General features: G+C 51.6%; 17 protein-coding genes, 1 tRNA gene and 1 pseudogene. 7 read left to right on the forward strand and 12 right to left on the reverse strand.

Translation table 11 applies throughout. The annotated features are described in order from the left end of the window. Positions 1–3: 3 nt before the first annotated feature. Positions 4–777, reverse strand: coding sequence for a TonB-dependent receptor plug domain-containing protein (locus JCM12308_RS30815; RefSeq protein ID WP_208978860.1), 774 nt, complete (start codon positions 775–777; stop codon positions 4–6). Between the two features lie 261 nt (positions 778–1,038). Here JCM12308_RS30815 and JCM12308_RS21845 point away from each other — a divergent pair, with 261 nt between their 5' ends. Further along, complete coding sequence (locus JCM12308_RS21845; protein WP_208608679.1) at positions 1,039–1,899, forward strand: helix-turn-helix domain-containing protein; 861 nt, start codon at positions 1,039–1,041, stop codon at positions 1,897–1,899. A 146-nt stretch (positions 1,900–2,045) separates the two neighbouring features. Then, positions 2,046–2,540, forward strand: a complete 495-nt coding sequence (locus JCM12308_RS21850) for a ferritin (protein WP_008547124.1) — start codon at positions 2,046–2,048, stop codon at positions 2,538–2,540. Here the strand turns inward: JCM12308_RS21850 and JCM12308_RS27950 are convergent. After that, positions 2,537–2,719 (reverse strand): hypothetical protein, encoded by a 183-nt coding sequence (locus JCM12308_RS27950; protein ID WP_128647459.1) that lies wholly within the window; start codon positions 2,717–2,719, stop codon positions 2,537–2,539. The two genes, JCM12308_RS21850 and JCM12308_RS27950, sit on opposite strands and share 4 nt — an antisense overlap. Positions 2,720–2,851: 132 nt before the next feature. Here JCM12308_RS27950 and JCM12308_RS21855 point away from each other — a divergent pair, with 132 nt between their 5' ends. After that, positions 2,852–4,798, forward strand: a complete 1,947-nt coding sequence (locus tag JCM12308_RS21855; RefSeq protein ID WP_054785081.1) for a TonB-dependent receptor domain-containing protein — start codon at positions 2,852–2,854, stop codon at positions 4,796–4,798. A 33-nt stretch (positions 4,799–4,831) separates the two neighbouring features. Here the strand turns inward: JCM12308_RS21855 and JCM12308_RS21860 are convergent, their stop codons facing one another. From JCM12308_RS21860 to JCM12308_RS21870, 3 genes are all read right to left on the reverse strand, one after another. Continuing rightward, entirely contained in the window at positions 4,832–5,290 is a 459-nt protein-coding gene (locus JCM12308_RS21860; RefSeq protein ID WP_054785082.1) for a MarR family winged helix-turn-helix transcriptional regulator, read from the reverse strand. A gap of 102 nt (positions 5,291–5,392) precedes the next feature. Beyond that, on the reverse strand, positions 5,393–6,148 hold the full coding sequence (locus tag JCM12308_RS21865) for a hypothetical protein (protein WP_054785083.1): 756 nt from the start codon (positions 6,146–6,148) through the stop codon (positions 5,393–5,395). Beyond that, positions 6,145–6,741, reverse strand: coding sequence for an RNA polymerase sigma factor (locus JCM12308_RS21870; RefSeq protein WP_244271989.1), 597 nt, complete (start codon positions 6,739–6,741; stop codon positions 6,145–6,147). The genes JCM12308_RS21865 and JCM12308_RS21870 overlap by 4 nt, the downstream gene beginning before the upstream one ends. Before the next feature lie 25 nt (positions 6,742–6,766). Between JCM12308_RS21870 and JCM12308_RS31800 the strand changes: the two genes are divergently transcribed. After that, the gene (locus JCM12308_RS31800; protein ID WP_054785085.1) at positions 6,767–7,708 is read left to right on the forward strand and encodes a c-type cytochrome; all 942 of its coding nucleotides are present in this window, start codon (positions 6,767–6,769) and stop codon (positions 7,706–7,708) included. A gap of 57 nt (positions 7,709–7,765) precedes the next feature. On the opposite strand, the gene JCM12308_RS21880 is transcribed toward JCM12308_RS31800, so the two are convergent. The 5 genes and pseudogenes from JCM12308_RS21880 to bioB all read right to left on the reverse strand — a co-directional run bounded on the left by JCM12308_RS21880 (position 7,766) and on the right by bioB (position 12,762). Continuing rightward, positions 7,766–8,758 carry a beta-ketoacyl-ACP synthase III gene (locus JCM12308_RS21880; protein ID WP_054785086.1) on the reverse strand — a complete coding sequence of 331 codons (993 nt, stop codon included), beginning with the start codon at positions 8,756–8,758 and terminating at the stop codon, positions 7,766–7,768. Next, positions 8,745–10,003, reverse strand: a pseudogene (locus JCM12308_RS21885) (adenosylmethionine--8-amino-7-oxononanoate transaminase). The gene JCM12308_RS21880 and the pseudogene JCM12308_RS21885 overlap by 14 nt, the downstream one beginning before the upstream one ends. Next, positions 10,003–10,641, reverse strand: coding sequence for a dethiobiotin synthase (gene bioD, locus JCM12308_RS21890; protein ID WP_054785087.1), 639 nt, complete (start codon positions 10,639–10,641; stop codon positions 10,003–10,005). The pseudogene JCM12308_RS21885 and the gene bioD overlap by 1 nt, the downstream one beginning before the upstream one ends. Then, positions 10,638–11,777, reverse strand: coding sequence for an 8-amino-7-oxononanoate synthase (locus JCM12308_RS21895; RefSeq protein ID WP_054785088.1), 1,140 nt, complete (start codon positions 11,775–11,777; stop codon positions 10,638–10,640). Before JCM12308_RS21895 ends, bioD begins: the two co-directional genes overlap by 4 nt. Then, entirely contained in the window at positions 11,761–12,762 is a 1,002-nt protein-coding gene (gene bioB / locus JCM12308_RS21900) for a biotin synthase BioB (protein ID WP_244271990.1), read from the reverse strand. Before bioB ends, JCM12308_RS21895 begins: the two co-directional genes overlap by 17 nt. Before the next feature lie 397 nt (positions 12,763–13,159). Here bioB and JCM12308_RS21905 point away from each other — a divergent pair, with 397 nt between their 5' ends. Both JCM12308_RS21905 and JCM12308_RS21910 read left to right on the forward strand, forming a co-directional pair. Further along, entirely contained in the window at positions 13,160–13,714 is a 555-nt protein-coding gene (locus tag JCM12308_RS21905) for a hypothetical protein (protein WP_054785090.1), read from the forward strand. Between the two features lie 81 nt (positions 13,715–13,795). Continuing rightward, positions 13,796–14,356 (forward strand): hypothetical protein, encoded by a 561-nt coding sequence (locus JCM12308_RS21910; protein ID WP_054785091.1) that lies wholly within the window; start codon positions 13,796–13,798, stop codon positions 14,354–14,356. Between the two features lie 401 nt (positions 14,357–14,757). Here the strand turns inward: JCM12308_RS21910 and JCM12308_RS21915 are convergent. Next, positions 14,758–14,834, reverse strand: a tRNA-Arg gene (locus tag JCM12308_RS21915). 80 nt (positions 14,835–14,914) lie between these two features. Next, positions 14,915–15,220 carry an ETC complex I subunit gene (locus tag JCM12308_RS21920; protein ID WP_008546405.1) on the reverse strand — a complete coding sequence of 102 codons (306 nt, stop codon included), beginning with the start codon at positions 15,218–15,220 and terminating at the stop codon, positions 14,915–14,917. Positions 15,221–15,807: 587 nt separating this feature from the next. Between JCM12308_RS21920 and JCM12308_RS21925 the strand changes: the two genes are divergently transcribed. After that, complete coding sequence (locus tag JCM12308_RS21925) at positions 15,808–17,298, forward strand: inorganic phosphate transporter (RefSeq protein ID WP_174519212.1); 1,491 nt, start codon at positions 15,808–15,810, stop codon at positions 17,296–17,298. Positions 17,299–17,375 lie beyond the last annotated feature (77 nt).

The following is a 17,375-nucleotide window of genomic DNA, read 5'->3' on the forward strand; positions in this document are numbered from 1 at the left end:
AGGTCACAGTCGTATCGATATACTTGTTATCGCTCTTGGCGAAGCTGCGTTGGCTCCCCCACTCGGACTATCCGGGTTCAGACTGCCTGAATCCTGACGACGGAAATCCCAGCTGCCATAGGTGCGCATGAAGAGTTTGTCCTTCAGCAACGGGCCGGAGACATTGAATCCTGTGCGGCCATAATCACCGGATTTGCGGTCTTCCTGAAGGGTATACTCGGTGGTAAGTGAGCCGTGCCATTCCTCCGTTTCCTTCTTTGTGATGATGTTGACCACACCGCCAATGGCATCTGAACCATAGAGTGAAGACATGGGACCGCGAACGATTTCAATGCGTTCGACGGCTTCCAGTGGGACCCAGCCTGAATCGTAGTCGTTGCCGCGGAAAGCGTTTGGGGCGGAGGTGACGCGTTTTCCATCGATCAGGAAGAGCGTGTAATTCTCATTCAAGCCGCGGATCTGCACCTTGCTCTGGTTGCCTGCTCTGTTGAATGTGAGGCCCTCCACACTTTCCAGCAGGGAACGAACATCCTTAGCGCCCTGATTTTCCAGGTCTTCTGCGGTGATAACCGAGATGCTGGCCGGAGCATTCTTGTAGGTCACTTCAGAGGCCGAGGCTGTGACGACCACCTCATCCAGCAAGTTATTCTCCTGCGCGACAGCCGCTGTTGAGCAAGTCAGCGCCGTTGACATCAATAAGAGATTTAGTGCGTTGGTTTGCGTTTTTTTGCAGAAAAGGCCGTTCTTAAGTGCTTTTTCAACGCCGCGGCTGGTCATCGAGACATTCTCCAATCCTGTCCGCGCGGCAGCACAGCACCATGAGCGCCTGCGGGGATAACAAGCACTTTGGGCACCTCATTCAGAGATGTTGGTTAGCTGGAAGGTCGCGCTGGACTAACTTCAATCATACGAAGTTTTAAACTTGACTTCAAAACTCATAATATATTTATGAGGGGGTGTTCGTCGATTGGAAATGCATTGGCGTGTGCGCCAAAAACATCTTCATGCGCGCCAATGAAAAGTCAGGGGGCATTTTCGGTGCAGATTGCGCAGCAGATTCGAGTCAAAGTTCTGGATGAGACCATGGGGCATCATGCGCATGATAGTCTGGTGGAGCTCTCACCCATTTTTCAGATCTTCATTTATCTGGAAGGACAGCAGCAGTTTTACATTGATGATGTCTATTTTGATCTGGATGCGGGCAATCGAAATGCACCCAAACCTCAGGCGCTGCTTTTTAACCTGAAAAAGAGCGCTAATCTGCGTTTGAAACCGAGTGAAGCGGGGCATTCTCTGCGCAAAGTTGGCATAGCGGCACAGCCGGACTGGTTTGGGTCTCTTGGGCTGGCGTCCCCTGCTCTTTCTGAGGAGCTGCGCAGCTTCATGAACGGGCATTTGAACTACTTCATCTGGCAACCGGATGAGCAGATGGTGGAATGCGCTGCTCGTGTTCTTTCCATGAGCTCTGAGGGCTGTGATGAGATTGGCGGTTTGCAGCGCCAGGCGGAAGCTTTGGGCCTTCTGGCGCAAACTTGCGCGCATTTACGCGGGGCTGTGCAAGCAGAAGCGCAGGAAGATGACACGAAACTGCGGATCAAAGGCCTGAAGGTTCGTGAGTACCTGCTGGAGCATTTGGGAGAAGACCTCTCTATTGAACGAATTTCCAAAGAGACGGGCCTCAGCAAGCGCAGCATTCAGCGGCATTTCAAAGAAAAGTACAATCTGACGGTCTCCGATTTCATCCGCAAACAGCGCCTGGAAAAAGCAAGACAGGCAATCAACAAGGGCGGCGTTACGGTTGCGGAAGCGGCGTATATGGCTGGCTATAACAGCCCGTCCAGCTTCAGCAATGCGTTTAAACGGGTCTATGGCTCTGCGCCTAAAAACTGGCGGGCGTGAGAGCAAAAACATGCGCCGCAAGTGCATTTGTGAAATTGCTAATCACTTGCAATTGCTAAGATAATTCTGTTGCAATTGACTTTGGTCAAGGCGATTAGTTTGTAGCTTTTCAAATCTGTCTCCACGAATTTTGATTGGAGATTGTGATGAAACTGAACACAAAAGTTGCTGACGCCCTGAACCAGCAGATCAATGCTGAGCTGAGCGCATCCTACGTTTATCTTGCTGTGGCTGCCTATTTTGACTCTTGCGAACTGCCAGGCTTTGCAAAGTGGTTCCGCCTTCATTCCAAGGAAGAAACCGAGCACGCCATGCGTATCTACGACTTCATCGTCAAGCGCGATTCCCGCGTGACGCTGGAAGGCATTTCCGCTCCGACTGTTGAATTTGATTCAGCTCAAGCTGCGATTGAACTGGCTATGAAAATGGAAGTGAAAGTAACAGAGCAGATCCACGCTCTGTTCGATCTTGCCCATGAGGAAAAAGAGTACGGCACTCAAAACATGCTGCATTGGTTCCTGGAAGAACAGATTGAAGAGGAAGATCTGTTCCGCCGCGTTCTTGACCAGGTTAAAGCAGCTGGTGATGACCGTTGGCACCTGCTGACACTCGACGATCAGATGGGTCAGCGCCAAGCTTAATCCTCTTTGTTTTTATGAGCCCCTGCCAAGCGATTAGTGGGGGCTTTTTTTGTGCCTTTGGTCAGCCTGTTGCGTTTAGCACCTGTTAGAATTGCCAGATACACACAGGTGCGATTCAGCACAAAATACCTACTAACATATTGATTTAAATAAAGAAGGGAGATCTTCACTTCCTTCACTGCAACTTCACCTATTTAGATGCACTTGCATCTATAATTTCCTTCCCATATACCCACGCGAATAAACATGAGTAATTTTCTCATATTTGATTCGCCGTAGGTAATACGGCCAATATGTGGGTGGGGACCATAATGAAGAAACTTCGGTGGCGTTTGCTTGTTTCCGTTTGTGTTTTAAACGGTGCTTATTTTTCTACCGGGGCTGCAGCGCAAGATAGCGTAGATGCCAGCGAAGAGCTGGATCCTGTTGTTGTTTACAGTTTCAACAATGACCGTTTTGCAGTGGCTGCAGACAGAAACACCTCAATCTACGTTTCCAGACAGGCGATTGAAGCGGCAGAGATGGGCACTCTGCGGGATGTGTTTGCTGAAGACGCCTCTGTGACTGTTGGCGGCGGTATTCCGATTGCCCAAAAGATCTTCGTCAATGGTGTGGACGCGCTCAACCTGAACATGACCATTGAAGGGGCAATGCAGAACAACCGCGCCTTCCACCATGTGACAGCCAATGCCATTGATCCTGCTTTGTTGCGCGCCGTGCGTGTGGACGCAGGTATCGCGGCTGCAGATTCCGGTCCAAATGCACTGGGCGGTTCTATCGCCTTCCAGCTGATTGATGCGCTGGACTTGCTGGAAGATGGTGAGACCATGGGCGGCAAAGCCACGCTGAGCTTTGACACAAACGGCAACACGTTCTCTCAAGCCTTGACTGGTTTTGCTGAACATAACGGCTTTGATATTCTCGCCTTTGCCAAGAACGCAAAAGGACAGGATTACACCTCAGGCGGCGACTGGGAAATCCCGGGTACCGGCGCAAACCTGCAAACCGGCCTTCTCAAAGGTGGTTACACTTCTGACACCGGGCACCGGTTTGAGGTTTCCGGTATGATGTTGAAGGACAAGGAAGAGCGGCCACATCGCGCGAATATTGGCTCTCTGACGAGAAAACCTAATGATACTATTAGGCTCTATGACACTTTGCGTAAGAGCTTCTCATTCCGTTATGAGCATCTTGAGCCGACCGATCTTTATGATCCCGAGGTGGTTTTGGGTTTCAGCGAGAACAACATTGATGTTCCTGTGCCGTATGGAAGTAAAGGCACCTCCAACACACTAAACGGCAAAGTCGCAAACACTTTCCATTTCGGTGAAGATATTGGTTTCACAACCGGCTTCGACTTTTATAGAAAGACGGCGAATTATGAAGATCCGTCCTCTGATTTAGAAGAGGTTGCGACTAATTTCGGTGGTTTCGGACAAGTACGTTGGACCCCCTTGTCGGCATTAAAGCTCTCAGCGGGCCTGCGTCTGGATCATCAGCGGTTTGAAGGTCTTGGAGATTTTGATACTTCTGTAACAGGGCTCAGCGGTAACGGGTCTGCATCCTATGAAGTCTTGGAAGGGCTCAAACTTAAAGCTGGTTACGCCACTGTTTTTGGTGGGATCGCTCTGGAAGACAATTATGTTTTCAACCCATCCTGGGATTACTCCGGCATTAAACCATCACGTTCTCACAATGTGACCACTGGATTTGAGTTTGAACGTTCCGGCTTCTTGCTTTCAGGTGAAGTTTTCAGGACCGACATTAGTGATGCTCGCTCAGGAGACAACAATGTCGACGTTCTTACCGAAGGCTTCAACTTGGCTGCGGGCTACAAATGGAGCTCGGGGACAGCAAAAATCACCTATTCCAACACTCGAGTGGAAGTTGATGGTGATGCAGCTGATACCTATATTGCACAGGACTTTGCCGCACCACTTGGGCAAGTTATTGCATTCAACATTTCCCATAGGTTGGAAGAGTATGATCTGACAGTTGGCGGAGATGTTCAGGCTGCTTTGGATTATGACACCGGATCTGGCGATTCCAACAGAACGATAGACGGTTACGCGGTTGTTGGGTTGTTCGCAGAGTATCAACCTGAACAGATTGACGGTCTGAAGCTGCGCTTTGAAGCGAACAATATCTTCGATGAAGATTACTCAGACCGTGGCACCTATGGTGGTGACTATCAGACAGTGAACACCCTAAAAGAACCAGGCCGGTCTTTCAGCCTAACGGCGAACTACAAATTTTAAAATGAATTTGGGCCGCTGCTGAGCGGCCCTTTTTTATGAATAGATCTTTGTTAGCAGTTTGAAGAGCGTAAAGGCTTCGTCCTTGTTGAGATGGGCGCCGACTTCCTTTTGAATAGTGCGGAAGTAGTGGGGCCAGAGCTCTTTGTTGACGTCTGCTCCCTTCTTCGTCAGGAAGATCAGATGAGCGCGACCATCTTCTTTATCGGGTTGACGCTCCACCAAGCCCTTCTTTTCCATTCGTGAGATATGCCGCGACATGGTGAACTGGGCCATGTAAAGCTTGTCCTGCAAATCAGCAGCCTTTGCGCCTTGCTCTCCTGCCCGCTCAATCTCCAGCATGATCTCGTACCAGACCGGATTATCAATGCCGTAGTCACGCAAGCTCCGCTCAAACCTTGGGTAGAGGTAGCGATGAGCCCGCATCAGGTGAAACCAGGCACGACTGGCCAGTTCTTCCTGATTTTCCGCTTCAATCTCATTGTAAGTCTTCATAAAACAACATCCTGATCGGCAATTCCGAAGACTTATCATAAGAACACCCGTCAATGCAGGGGCTCTTGAAGATACTGACAGAAAGATAAGTGCTTAGACCACCTACAGAACGTGGGAGTGGATTTGCTGAGCCACGGTGTCGATGCGGTTCTGGTTGTCCCCGCCGATGACCAGATAGCGGTAGCCATTGCCGGTCCAGTCGGCGGCTGCCATGCCTTTCAGATTATCGGAGTGCATGGCGGTATCTGATGCGCCGGTGTCTTTCAGGATGCAGAATGCGATGGGAGCGCCATTTGGATCCGCGAAGACGATCTGGATCAGCGGAGCCCCTTCATGGCCAAGGATCTGGGTTCTGAGCAGCTTCAGGCCTTGCAGGTCCGTCAGGTCGCTCAGGTTAAGCTGCTGGCCTACCGCAGCAGACGCTATGGCAAGTTCCTGCTTCAGTTCGGCTTCTGAGCGGTTGAGAGATGCAATGGTGTCTTTGACGTAAAGGGCCTGATAGCTGGCGACTTCCTGGCGCCAATCCGGTGCATCATCCGCCCAGACCATCATACCAGCGCCGATCACAAGGCCTGCCACTAGCGTTGCCGCGCGGGCGCCCCATTGGCGATAGAACGGTGTGGTCGGGATTTGCTCACTGGCGGTATCTTCAAAAATCTTCTCTTCCAGTTCCTTCAGGTGTCCTGGAGCTGGTTGGTCTGCAAAGCCGTGCTGGATGACCGGTATCAGACCTTCCAGAGCCAGAAGGCGCTGCTCAAGTATTGGGTCGTTTTCCAGATCTGCTTCGATCTGCTGGGCCAGAGAGGCTTCTGCCGTACCAGCGAGATAGGAACGCAGTTGTGCATCGGTGTATGTCATGCCAGCTCTCCTTTCTTCATCTGGTTGGCGTGATCCTGTTGCAAAGGTGCCAGTGTTTTGCGCGCAGCAGATAATCGACTCATGACCGTCCCAATAGGAATACCCAAAATTGCGGCTGCTTCGCGATAGGTGAATTGCTCTACAAAGACAAGTTCCACCACAGAACGCTGTCCTTCTGGCAGCTGCATCACTTGCTTAAACACTTCAGCGGCGAAAATATTCGTTTCTGGGGATGGTGACGGATCTATAAGGCCAGATTCCACGGCAGCATCAAGCTGTCCGGTCTTTCTGAGGTGCTGGCTGCGCATTTCGTTGAGCCAGATGGACCGGCAGATGGTCATGGTCCAGGCGGCAAAGTTTGATCCGGCCTTGAACTGGCTTTCCCTTTCCAGCGCGCGCAGGCATGTGGCCTGCACCAGATCGTCTGCCAGATCCTTTTGCCCGGCCAACGATAGCGCAAAGCGCCAGAGCCTTGGCATCACTGTGATCAGATCCCCCTGAAAACGCTTCGGATATTTTTTTCCAAAATGCATCGAATAAAAGCCAGCTGTCGTGTGTTTCCCATTTGATAGCAACCAAAAATCGTCAATCACATCAAATCACGAAGGCGACATACCTATGGTAAAATCCTTTTTCCGTACCTCCGCGATGCTTTTATTGTTGTCCGGCAGCGCTCTTGCACAGAGCTGGACAGTTGACAGCGACAGCTCGCGTCTTTCCTACGGCACAATCAAAAAGAACACCGTTGGTGAGGTGAACAGCTTTGAAAAGCTTTCCGGCACGGTGTCTGAGAATGGCAAACTGCAACTGGCGATTGATCTGGGATCAGTTGAAACCAACATCGATATCCGCAACGAGCGTATGCGTCAGATCGTGTTTCAAAGCATTGGTGCGGCTGATCTGACAGCGCAGCTGGATATGGCAGAGCTGAACAAGCTTGGCGTGGGAGAAACGACCATCGTTGATCTGGAAGCCACGCTGAACCTGCTGGGAACCGAGGTTCCGCTGGAAACGGAAGTGTTTGTGGCCCGGATTTCTGAGGGCAAGGTTCTGGCGACCACCAATGACATGCTGTTTTTGGGGACAGAAGAGGCTGGTGTGAATGCTGGCGTTGATCAGCTGAAGGTGCTTGCCAAGCTGAACAGCATTACGCGGACTGTGCCGGTGACCTTGCGTCTTGTTTTGAATGCGGATGGTAAACAGGCAACTGCTGCGCCAGCGCCCGTGGCTGCCCCGGTTCAGGTGGCGCTGGCAGGTGACGTGAAGGCGGGCAAGAAGGTTTTTAAGAAGTGCAGAGCCTGCCACAGCGTGAAGGAAGGACAGAACAAGGTTGGACCCAGCCTTTATGGTGTGATTGGCAGCCAAGCAGGTGCTGTTGAGGGCTTCAAATACTCCAAAGCCATGGCGAATGCGGATGTGACCTGGGATGCTTCGAGCCTGACTGAGTTCCTCGCCAAGCCAAAGAAGTTTATTCCGAAGAACCGTATGGCCTTTGCAGGCCTGAAGAAGCCAGCAGATATTGAGAACCTGCTGGCTTATCTGGACAGCGCATCAAAATAGCTGCGGTTTGATGCGCAAGCGCCCGCTCGTTTTTCCACCGCGAGTGGGCGCCCCTTGTTACATGCCGATCAGCAATGAGCCACTGACGAAGCCTGCGCCAATCGCAGACAGCAACAGCTTGTCACCGGGCTTATAGCTGCGCTCTTCACGGCATTTGGATAGGCTGAATGGGATCGTTGCCGCAGAGCTGTTGCCGTACTCCCCCAGAGTCATCAGAGTCTTGCCGGTGTTTATTCCCAGATTGGTTCCAACGGCCTGAATGATCCGTGCGTTGGCTTGATGGGGAGCCCAGTGGTCCACATCAGATGGTTTCAACCCGGCCTTATCCAATATCTTCATGGCAGAGTCTGTGAGGGTGTTCACCGCTTTGGCGAATACGGTCTGACCGCCTTTCAAGCTCATCAGGTATTCGTTGGGGTCCATATCCGGTCGGTACGGATTGCGGCTGCCGCCACCTGAGATCTTGATGAGATCGTAGTAAGCGCCATCGGAGGCAAGATCGGAAGCAAGAATGCCCTGCCCGTCCTGCGTTGGCGGTGTCACTACAACGGCTCCAGCCGCATCTGCAAACAGCACGCGGCTAGCCCGTTCTTCCGGATTGATACGGCGGCTCAGGATGTTGGCTGCGACGACCAGCACCGCAATGCCCTGCGTTTTGGCATAGGCATCGGCCATGGCGAGTGCGTAGAGGAACCCGGCGCACGCACCTGCCATATCGATGCCACCAGAGTTCGGCAGGCCGAGCTTGTGCACCAGCAGCGGAGCAGATGGTGGCAGCAGGTGATCCGGCGTGCTGGTAGCCAGCAGTGTCAGGCCGATCTTGGACGGATCGATGCCAGAATCTTCGATGGCCATTTGTGCAGCTGGCAGCGCGATGTCTGTCAGAGCTTGATCCGGCGCCACATAGCGGCGTGCGCGAATGCCTGTACGGCGCTCAATCCAGCCCTCTTCAAGGCCCAGATCCTGCTCGATTTCAGCGTTTGCTACACGTCGTTGCGGGGCGTAGTGCCCAAAACCAATCAGTCCACCGCGATCCTTAAAGGAGTTCATCAGCGGCCTCGGCAATTGCATCGTAGATCTGGTTGATGTCGTCTTGCGTTACACAGTAAGGCGGCATGGAATAGAGTGTGTTGCCCAGTGGGCGCAGCAGCAGGTTCTTAGATTTGAAGAACTCATAGAGGCGCGGGCCAATATCGGACAGATAACCGTGATCCTTCACGTTGATATCCATTGCGGCAATAGTGCCGGTCTGACGGATGTTGGTGAAGCGGTCGTCATCCTTAAAGCGCGCCAGACCTGCTGCCTGCATTTCAATGAGGTTTTCAATGCGCTCGTAGACAGGTTCGTTCTCCCAGATCTCCAGATTGGCAACTGCTGCGGCGCACGCAATCGGGTTGGCCGTGTAGGAGCTGGAGTGGAAGAAGGTTTTGCTTCTGTCTGTCGAATAATGCTCATCATAAATAGCTGAGGAGCACATGGTGATCGCAAGTGGCAGAGACCCGCCGGTCAGGCCCTTGGAATAGCACGCGATGTCTGGCGTGATCTGGGCGTGCTCACAGGCGAACAATTTGCCTGTGCGGCCCCAGCCGGTCATCACTTCATCAGCGATGAACAGGGTGTTGTGCTTTTTGCAGGTCTCATAGAGCGCCCGCAGCGTTTCTGCGGAGTACATGAGCATGCCACCCGCGCCCAGAACCAAAGGTTCGACAATAAAGGCGGCAACATCGCCTTGAGCGCAGAGCTTTTCCAGCTGGTCGATTGTGGCTTGCTCGTTGCCCGCAGACGGGAACGGCACTTTAGCCACATCAAACAGCAGCGGATTGTAAGGCTGGTTGAACACCCCACGCTCACCAACAGACATGGTGCCGATGGTGTCGCCGTGATAGCTGTTTTCCATCACGATGATGCGCTGGCGGTTCTCGCCAGATGATGCCAGTAGCCGAGGGCCATCTTCAGCGCAACTTCCACACTGGTGGAACCGCTGTCGGAGAAGAACACGTAATCCAGACCATCTGGTGTGCAGCTCAGCAGCTGCTGGGCCAGACGTTCAGCTGGTTCGTGGGTATGGCCAGCGAAGATCACCTGATCCAGCTTATCGGCCTGCTCTTTGATGGCGCCAATGACGTGCGGATGGCAGTGACCGTGGGTGACGACCCACCAGGATGCGATGGCGTCGAGCAGTTTTTCACCGTCAGCCTTGGTCAGGTAAGCACCGGAACCGCCGGTAATCTTGGTCATTTCCTGCAGCACGGCATGCTGAGTGAACGGATGCCAGATCGGTGAGCTCTTGGACATTAAGCGGTCTCCCCGGTTTGCGTGCAGAAATCTTCCAGACGGAAGTTCTCAACAAACGCTGTTCTTATTGTTTCTGGGGTGATTTCTTTCAGCAGCGGCAAGCGGCCAAGTTTTTTGACGCCTGCGTATTCTGCAATGGTGCGCTCAGAATCTGCCACTTCATCGCCAATGAATACGATGCCGAGCAGATTGCAGCCACGGGCTCGCAGCGCTTCAATGGAAAGCAGGCTGTGATTGATGGTGCCAAGACCTGTGCGGGCGCACAGCACAATGGGTGCCTGCCACTTTTTGAAAAGGTCGATATAGAGCGTCTCGCGGGTGAGCGGGACCATAAGGCCGCCTGCCCCTTCAACCACCAGAGGACCATCAATCTCAGGCAGGGTCAGGTTCTCGACATCAATCAGGACGCCTTCTTCCTCTGCAGAAAAGTGCGGAGATGCCGGAATTTGCAAGCGATATGTTTCGGGCAAAGCCGTGCAGCCTGTGAGGCGTGTGACAGCCTGCGTATCTGTTTCTTCTTCCAGGCCAGACTGGACAGGTTTCCAGTAGGTGGCGGAAAGAGCCTGAGTCAGCGCTGCAGAAAAGATTGTTTTGCCGATGCCGGTGTCTGTACCAGTAACAATGATTGGTTGTGTCATGACGGAACCAGATCCATTTCCTCTGCAAGCACTTCAAACATGCTGGATACATCAGCCTTGCTGGCGTGCAAGGTCAAAGCAATACGTAGACGGGAGGTGCCACGCGGAACGGTTGGCGGGCGAATGCCGCGGATGTCGTAACCGGTTTCTTGCAGGGCCTTCGCGATACGCATGGTGCGTTTGTCATCGCCAATTAAGAACGGCAGAATATGTGTTCCGCTGCCCTTTTGACCGCACAGACGTTCCATCTCCGCATTTGCGTGGGCGACCAGATCGGCCAGTTGCTCCCGGCGCTGCGGCTGGCTCTGCACCAGTTGCAAAGACGCGCGGACGATGGCCGCAACCAGTGGAGATGGCGCCGTGGCGTAGATGAATGCGCGGGCGCGATTGATGAGATAGTCGATCATGACCGATGGACCGCACACAAGAGCGCCGGATGCGCCCAGTGCTTTGCCACAGGTGTGCAGTGAAATAACGTTTTCACGGCCTTCAAACTCAGCTGCCAGACCTCGACCACCCTTGCCCAGGACGCCAGTCGCATGGGCCTCATCAACCAGCAGGAAGGCATCGCGTTGATCGGCAAGCTCTACCAGTTCCCTGATCGGCGCCTGATCGCCATCCATGCTGTAAAGGCTTTCGCAGGCCAACCAGATACGACCCGTGCCACCCTGCTCGCGCCATTGCCTGATACGGTCTTGCGCGTCGTCCACCTGATTGTGGCGGAAGGCCATGGACTGCGCTGAGCCCAGTTTGATGCCGTCGTGCGCACTGGCGTGGATCAGGCTGTCGTGCAGCACCAGATCGCCATTTTGAGGAAGCGTGGAGAACATGGCCAGATTGGCGTTGTAGCCGCCACCAAAGAACAAAGTTCGCTCAGCGCCAAAAAGCTTGGCAGCTTCTTCTTCCAATGCCTCATGTTCAGGATCATTGCCGCGCAGCAGACGGGAGCCGCCTGCCCCCATGCCAACGCCACGTTGCAGCGCATTTTCTGCTGCCAAACGCAATTCTGGCGCTGTTGTCAGCGCCAGATAGTCGTTGGATGAGAAATCACAGCCATGCGCTTTGAGCAGGGAACGGGATCTCCCCCGTTCCGCCAGACGCTCCAGCGCACCCTGATGCTTATTCAGCAGGCTCATGGGCAGTCGCACAGCTCTTCAGCCCCATTGGGCGGATGCCAAGGCGTTTGAACAGAGCTGCGTCCTTGGAGTCTTCAGGGTTGTCTGTGGTGAGCAGCGTGTCGCCTTTGAAGATGGAGTTTGCACCCGCAAAGAAGCTCATCGCCTGTGTTTCATCAGACATTTCCGTACGGCCTGCGGACAGGCGTACGTGGGATTTTGGCATCATGATACGCGCAACAGCGATCAGACGAACGAAGTCGATCGGATCAACCGGCTCTGCATCCTGAAGCGGTGTGCCCTCAATCGGGATAAGCATGTTGATCGGCACACTGTCCGGATGCTCATCCAATGTAGCCAGGGAAACCAGCATGTCGAGGCGATCCATATCCTTCTCGCCCATGCCGACGATGCCACCGGAACATACCTTGATGCCCGCTTCCTTCACCAGATTGAGGGTGTCGATACGGTCGGAGAACTTACGTGTTGTAATGATCTCGCTGTAGTAGCGCTCAGAGGTGTCGATGTTGTGGTTGTAATAATCCAACCCGGCATCTTTCAGGCGCAGGATCTGCTCAGGGGTCAGCATGCCAAGTGTCATGCAGCTTTCCATGCCGAGCTCTTTGACGCCTTCCACCATCATTTCGATGGCCCGCATGTCGCGGTCTTTTGGAGAACGCCAGGCAGCGCCCATGCAATAACGGGTCGCACCGCTTTCCTTCGCCTTCTTGGCTTCTTCAAGCACCATTTGCACTTCAAGCATCTTTGAAGCGGAAAGCTCGGTGTTGTTGCGAGCGGACTGACTGCAATAAGCACAATCTTCCGGGCAACCGCCTGTCTTGATGCTCAAGAGCTGGCTCTGCTGGACCTCATTGGGGTCAAAATGCTCGCGATGAACGCAATGAGCTTTAAACAGCAGGTCATTAAACGGCAGGTTGTAAAGGGCTTCAGCCTCTTCACGTGTCCAGTTAGTACGGATTTCTGATGAATTTTGCACGCAGTTCAACTCGTTGATTTCCCCTAGGGCGTGTTTTGCCGTCAAATACAGCAAAAATGTGGCATGCACAATGATCTATTAGAGGAATTTATTAAAACTGCGGCGGATTGAACACCTTATATCCCTTCAGTTTTGCTGGGGTTTTGAGAGGTTCAAAACTGCAGATTTCAAAGAGCTTTACAATCGTGGAATACAAAGCTGCACTGCTCAACTGATGAGACGAATTTACTCTTTAGGTGCAAAAACAGAGAAAGCGGTTTCCGCCCTTTCAAAGACATCAGCCTCTGTTCTTCAAAACTATTATGGAAAGCTAATGCACATCTAGTGTAAATTTTACAACCATTAATTGTATTAAACTCTTAAGCACATTACGCTCACTTCAGAATCGTTTAAATAGAGGCCTGGTATGAGACAACTTTATTTGCTCATGATTGCTATGTTTTTAAGCTTGATGAGTGGCCAATCAGCATTCGCTCAGCTTATAGATATAGATTCTTTCAGAACAATGCGCTCAGCCTTCTTCAACTCAATTAAAGCTGTCCAAGTTAGTGTTGATGATAATGTAAAAGGCGGCTGTTTGCCCCGCCCTCAAGGGCTAAAGAAAAAGATGGAAGCCCACCTGCGAGAGAATGGCTTTTCAATACTTGGTGAAGGTGACATTCCTGATGCTAGAGTAATACTCAGAATCGCAGGACTTAGGACGGAGGCCGGTTGTGTGGGTTACATCAACACAGTAATCGCCTTTTTTGTATATGGTTATGTCCCAGAATCTGAGTATGTAGAGCCCGCCACCTCATCTTACATTGGTAGCGAATTTAGTATTGGTGCATTAATGCTATCGGGCTTCAACACTAATATGCAAATGCGTCTTGAGAAAGTCGCAGAGTTGCATGCAAAAAAACTTCAAGTTGAAGTTATGCGCGGAAAACTTCACCTTCTAAAAAACATTAATTCTCAATAAATTAGTAAGTTCATCACCTCTCTCAGGAAGGTGAAAGGGCATTTGAGGCTGACTCTTTAAACAGTTAGAGCAAGATTTGTTATGAAATCAAATTATTTATCCATCGCAGCTTTGTTTGTGAGCTTGATATACACCCAGACTGCCTTTGCGGCAAGCTTATCTTCTTACGAGGCGGTGGATGCTGCTTTCCTCACTTCAATTAACACCGTTGAAGTTCGCATCGATGATCAAGTTAGTGGAGGATGTTTGCCACGCCCTCAACAACTTAAGCACATAGTACGAGCCAACTTAACAGAAGATGGATTTTTAGTCGTTGAAGAAGGGCGAGAGTCTGATGCTCGAATTGAGATAAGCGCCCTAGGTTATAGAACCAAAGCTGGCTGCGTCGTTCACATCAGGACGGATGTAGCCTTTTATACGTTGGGTTTTGTACCGGAGTCAGAGTTTGTGAAAGTAGGAACCTCCGGTGTGATTAATACCGAGTTGAATGTTGGGGAGAGGCTGTTAACAGGCTCCAATATGCAGAGTCGTCTTGATAAAGTTGTAATGTTGCATGCAAAGCAACTCAATTTGGAGATCACGCGAGGAAAACTCTATATACTAAAAGGTGTAAGGGATAAAAATCTCTACATTGCGCCTTGAAGTGCATCAGACCGTCTATCACTACTTCTATTCATAGCGTGAGCGGATCAGGGTGAGTTGTTATAGTTTAACAAAGGGAAAACGATAGCAAGTTCATTCTGATCCAGCCCTTAAATACGTAACCATCAGAAATTAAAAAGAAAATCTGTATTTTCGCTTGCCGCTGAAACTTAGGCAGTAACGCACCAACAAGCTTGTAAAGCTCATCTTGAGCAATTCTCACACTCTATGTTTCTATCAAAGTTTCAAGTCGTTATTTAGTAAAGATGTCACGAAATGGACTGTGGCAGGAGTAACAACTCATTAGGTTATCCTGAAAATAGACCGAATCAGAAAGGATACAAAACTGTCAAACAGTCCAACTAACTTTTAGGAAGAAGATGCCAAGCCGTTTAAAAAAGTGGCGATCCCTGCAGGATTCGAACCTGCGACCGTCGGCTTAGAAGGCCGGTGCTCTATCCAGCTGAGCTAAGGGACCGCTTTGGCTCGGGGCGATCAGCTCGCCCCTTGCGTGAGATGTTTCATAAGGCCGTTAGAGAATAATCTCAATGGCGAAACTTAATGTGTCCACGGAGATAATCTGTCAAAACGGAAATTATCTGAATAAGATGCACGGCGGTGCTTGCGCTTGGCCTCTTCATCAACGCGGTACTGAATGTTGTTGCGGCTGGCATACGCGACCGCTTCTTCCTTGGAGGAGAATTTCAGCTTCACCTGCTGTTTCATGTCGCCGGAAGATGTGTAGCCCATGAGCGGGTCAATGGACTTTGGAGACTGCGGATCAAACTCCAGCACCCAGTTGTTGGTTTTGGCGGTTCCGGACTGCATGGCCGTTTTGGCTGGATTGTAGATTCTAGCTACCATGTCACCTCTCTTGCTCGCATCGGAATCGGAAACACGTTTTCCAAGGCGAAATACCAGTTTTCCTGTTTCTTCTCCAATTATGCCATTGGTGTCAATGCACTTGGTAAACCTATACCGATTTCTCTTAGTAAATAACTATAGATGCACTCATTGCGGCAGCAAGTGCAATAATTGCGCTCATAGGTGCAATATTTGCGGTTTTGACTTCAGTATTATTGGACTTGACGCTGAGCCATTTTGAGTGAAGGTAGTGCGAAGTTTTCGTGAAATATCTGTGACTAGTTACTTCTCCAAAGTTTATAGGTATTTTTAACTTGAAATATACCGGCGCAAAAACTAGTTTGCACGCGAACTGAGCGTTCACCGGAAATAAAAGCGCTTGCAGGTAGCTTTAATACACAAAGTTCCTCGAGAAATGTTTCCGGCGCAGGCTCATTTGAAGGCAAAGGTGCCACACTAAATGACATGCACTCACCTGTCCTTATCGGATGATGAGGGGTTGGGTGCCAAATTGCAGTGGGTATGATGCTTGCTGCGCGGTGCATGAGAAACTACGCGAAGAAGACGCGGCGAAAAAAGTATACAGCATGTCTAACCTTAGAAAAAAGCCGACTCTAGACAAAGACTTAGAAAAGTTTTCCAGGCTAGAGCTGGCCGGCAACGCAATGGCACGGCCATTGGTTGCTCCTGCGGTCGCATTTGTTTTTCTAATGTTCGCTATGGCGATGGCTGGTTTTTATGTCTCTGACCAACCAAACGCTATTATTATTGTTGCTGCAGCTGGTATTGGCGCCTATCTGGCGATCAACATCGGCGCAAATGATGTGGCAAACAATGTGGGCCCTTCCGTGGGCTCCAAAGCTCTCACAATCGGCGGCGCCCTGCTGCTGGCTGCCATCTTTGAGAGTGCTGGCGCTTTGATTGCCGGTGGTGACGTTGTTAAAACGGTTTCCAAGGGCATTATCGACGCAAGTCAGGTTGGTGACTATACCGACTTCGTAAAGCTGATGCTGGCGGCGCTGATTTCCGCTGCAATCTGGCTGAACCTTGCGACCTGGATCGGCGCACCTGTTTCCACCACTCACTCCATTGTTGGGGGCGTGATGGGTGGCGGCATTGCTGCTGCTGGTTTCAGCTCTGTAAGCTGGGGCACTATGGCCGGTATCGCGGCCAGCTGGGTTATCTCTCCGGTTCTGGGCGGCATCATTGCTGCACTGTTCCTGGCCTTCATCAAAAGCTTCATCATCTATCAGCACGATAAAATCGCTGCTGCGCGCCGCTGGGTGCCACTGCTGATCGCGATTATGGCGGGTGCATTTGCGACCTACCTGGCGATGAAGGGCCTGAAGAAGATCGTCAAGATCGACATCGAGATTGCTCTTCTGATTGGTGCTGCAGCGTTTGTTATCGCGCTGCTGGTTTGTCGCCCACTGATCCGCAAGCAGTCTGAAGGCATGGAGAACCGCAACCAGTCTCTGCGTACGCTGTTCCGCTGGCCTCTGATTTTCTCTGCTGCGCTTCTCTCATTTGCGCATGGTGCAAATGACGTTGCAAACGCGATTGGTCCGCTCTCTGCAATCGTGCACACCATTCAGGAAGGTGGCATTGCGAAAGCTGTTGCGATCCCTCTGTGGGTGATGCTGATCGGTGCGTTTGGTATTTCCTTCGGACTGATGCTGTTTGGTCCTAAGCTGATCCGTATGGTTGGCGAGAAGATCACCAAGCTGAACCCAATGCGCGCTTACTGTGTGTCCCTGTCCGCTGCGATCACCGTGATCTTTGCAAGCTGGCTCGGCCTGCCTGTGAGCTCCACGCACATTGCTGTGGGTGCGATCTTCGGTGTTGGCTTCTTCCGTGAGTGGTACACCATGAAGTCCAAGCGCCGCATTGCTTTCGTGAAGCAGAGCACCGGCATGGAGACCTTCAAGCAGAATCGCGTCAAGGAAGACGAGAAGCGCCGTATGCTGGTTCGCCGCTCGCACTTCATGACCATCATTGCTGCATGGGTTATCACCGTGCCGCTGGCAGCGATCCTGTCTGCTTGCATGTTCTTCGTTGTGGACCTCTTCATCTTCTAAGAAGAGCCGAACAACACAAGATTTCAAAAGCCCGGAGGTTTACGCCTCTGGGCTTTTTTATTGCGCCAGCGTGCTTC

Origin of the sequence: Pseudovibrio denitrificans JCM 12308, from assembly GCF_001310815.1 — a bacterium.
Classification (GTDB): domain Bacteria; phylum Pseudomonadota; class Alphaproteobacteria; order Rhizobiales; family Stappiaceae; genus Pseudovibrio; species Pseudovibrio denitrificans.

What these genes read in the sequence shown, in the direction of transcription:
- JCM12308_RS21910 (WP_054785091.1), top strand. Translation starts at nt 13,796, where the DNA reads ATGAAATCAAATTATTTATCCATCGCAGCTTTGTTTGTGAGCTTGATA.
- JCM12308_RS21895 (WP_054785088.1), bottom strand. Translation starts at nt 11,777, where the DNA reads ATGAGCCTGCTGAATAAGCATCAGGGTGCGCTGGAGCGTCTGGCGGAA.
- JCM12308_RS21860 (WP_054785082.1), bottom strand. Translation starts at nt 5,290, where the DNA reads ATGAAGACTTACAATGAGATTGAAGCGGAAAATCAGGAAGAACTGGCC.
- JCM12308_RS21865 (WP_054785083.1), bottom strand. Translation starts at nt 6,148, where the DNA reads ATGACATACACCGATGCACAACTGCGTTCCTATCTCGCTGGTACGGCA.
- JCM12308_RS21855 (WP_054785081.1), top strand. Translation starts at nt 2,852, where the DNA reads ATGAAGAAACTTCGGTGGCGTTTGCTTGTTTCCGTTTGTGTTTTAAAC.
- JCM12308_RS31800 (WP_054785085.1), top strand. Translation starts at nt 6,767, where the DNA reads ATGGTAAAATCCTTTTTCCGTACCTCCGCGATGCTTTTATTGTTGTCC.
- JCM12308_RS21920 (WP_008546405.1), bottom strand. Translation starts at nt 15,220, where the DNA reads ATGGTAGCTAGAATCTACAATCCAGCCAAAACGGCCATGCAGTCCGGA.
- JCM12308_RS21880 (WP_054785086.1), bottom strand. Translation starts at nt 8,758, where the DNA reads ATGAACTCCTTTAAGGATCGCGGTGGACTGATTGGTTTTGGGCACTAC.
- JCM12308_RS21925 (WP_174519212.1), top strand. Translation starts at nt 15,808, where the DNA reads ATGTCTAACCTTAGAAAAAAGCCGACTCTAGACAAAGACTTAGAAAAG.
- JCM12308_RS21850 (WP_008547124.1), top strand. Translation starts at nt 2,046, where the DNA reads ATGAAACTGAACACAAAAGTTGCTGACGCCCTGAACCAGCAGATCAAT.
- JCM12308_RS21905 (WP_054785090.1), top strand. Translation starts at nt 13,160, where the DNA reads ATGAGACAACTTTATTTGCTCATGATTGCTATGTTTTTAAGCTTGATG.
- bioD (WP_054785087.1), bottom strand. Translation starts at nt 10,641, where the DNA reads ATGACACAACCAATCATTGTTACTGGTACAGACACCGGCATCGGCAAA.
- JCM12308_RS30815 (WP_208978860.1), bottom strand. Translation starts at nt 777, where the DNA reads ATGACCAGCCGCGGCGTTGAAAAAGCACTTAAGAACGGCCTTTTCTGC.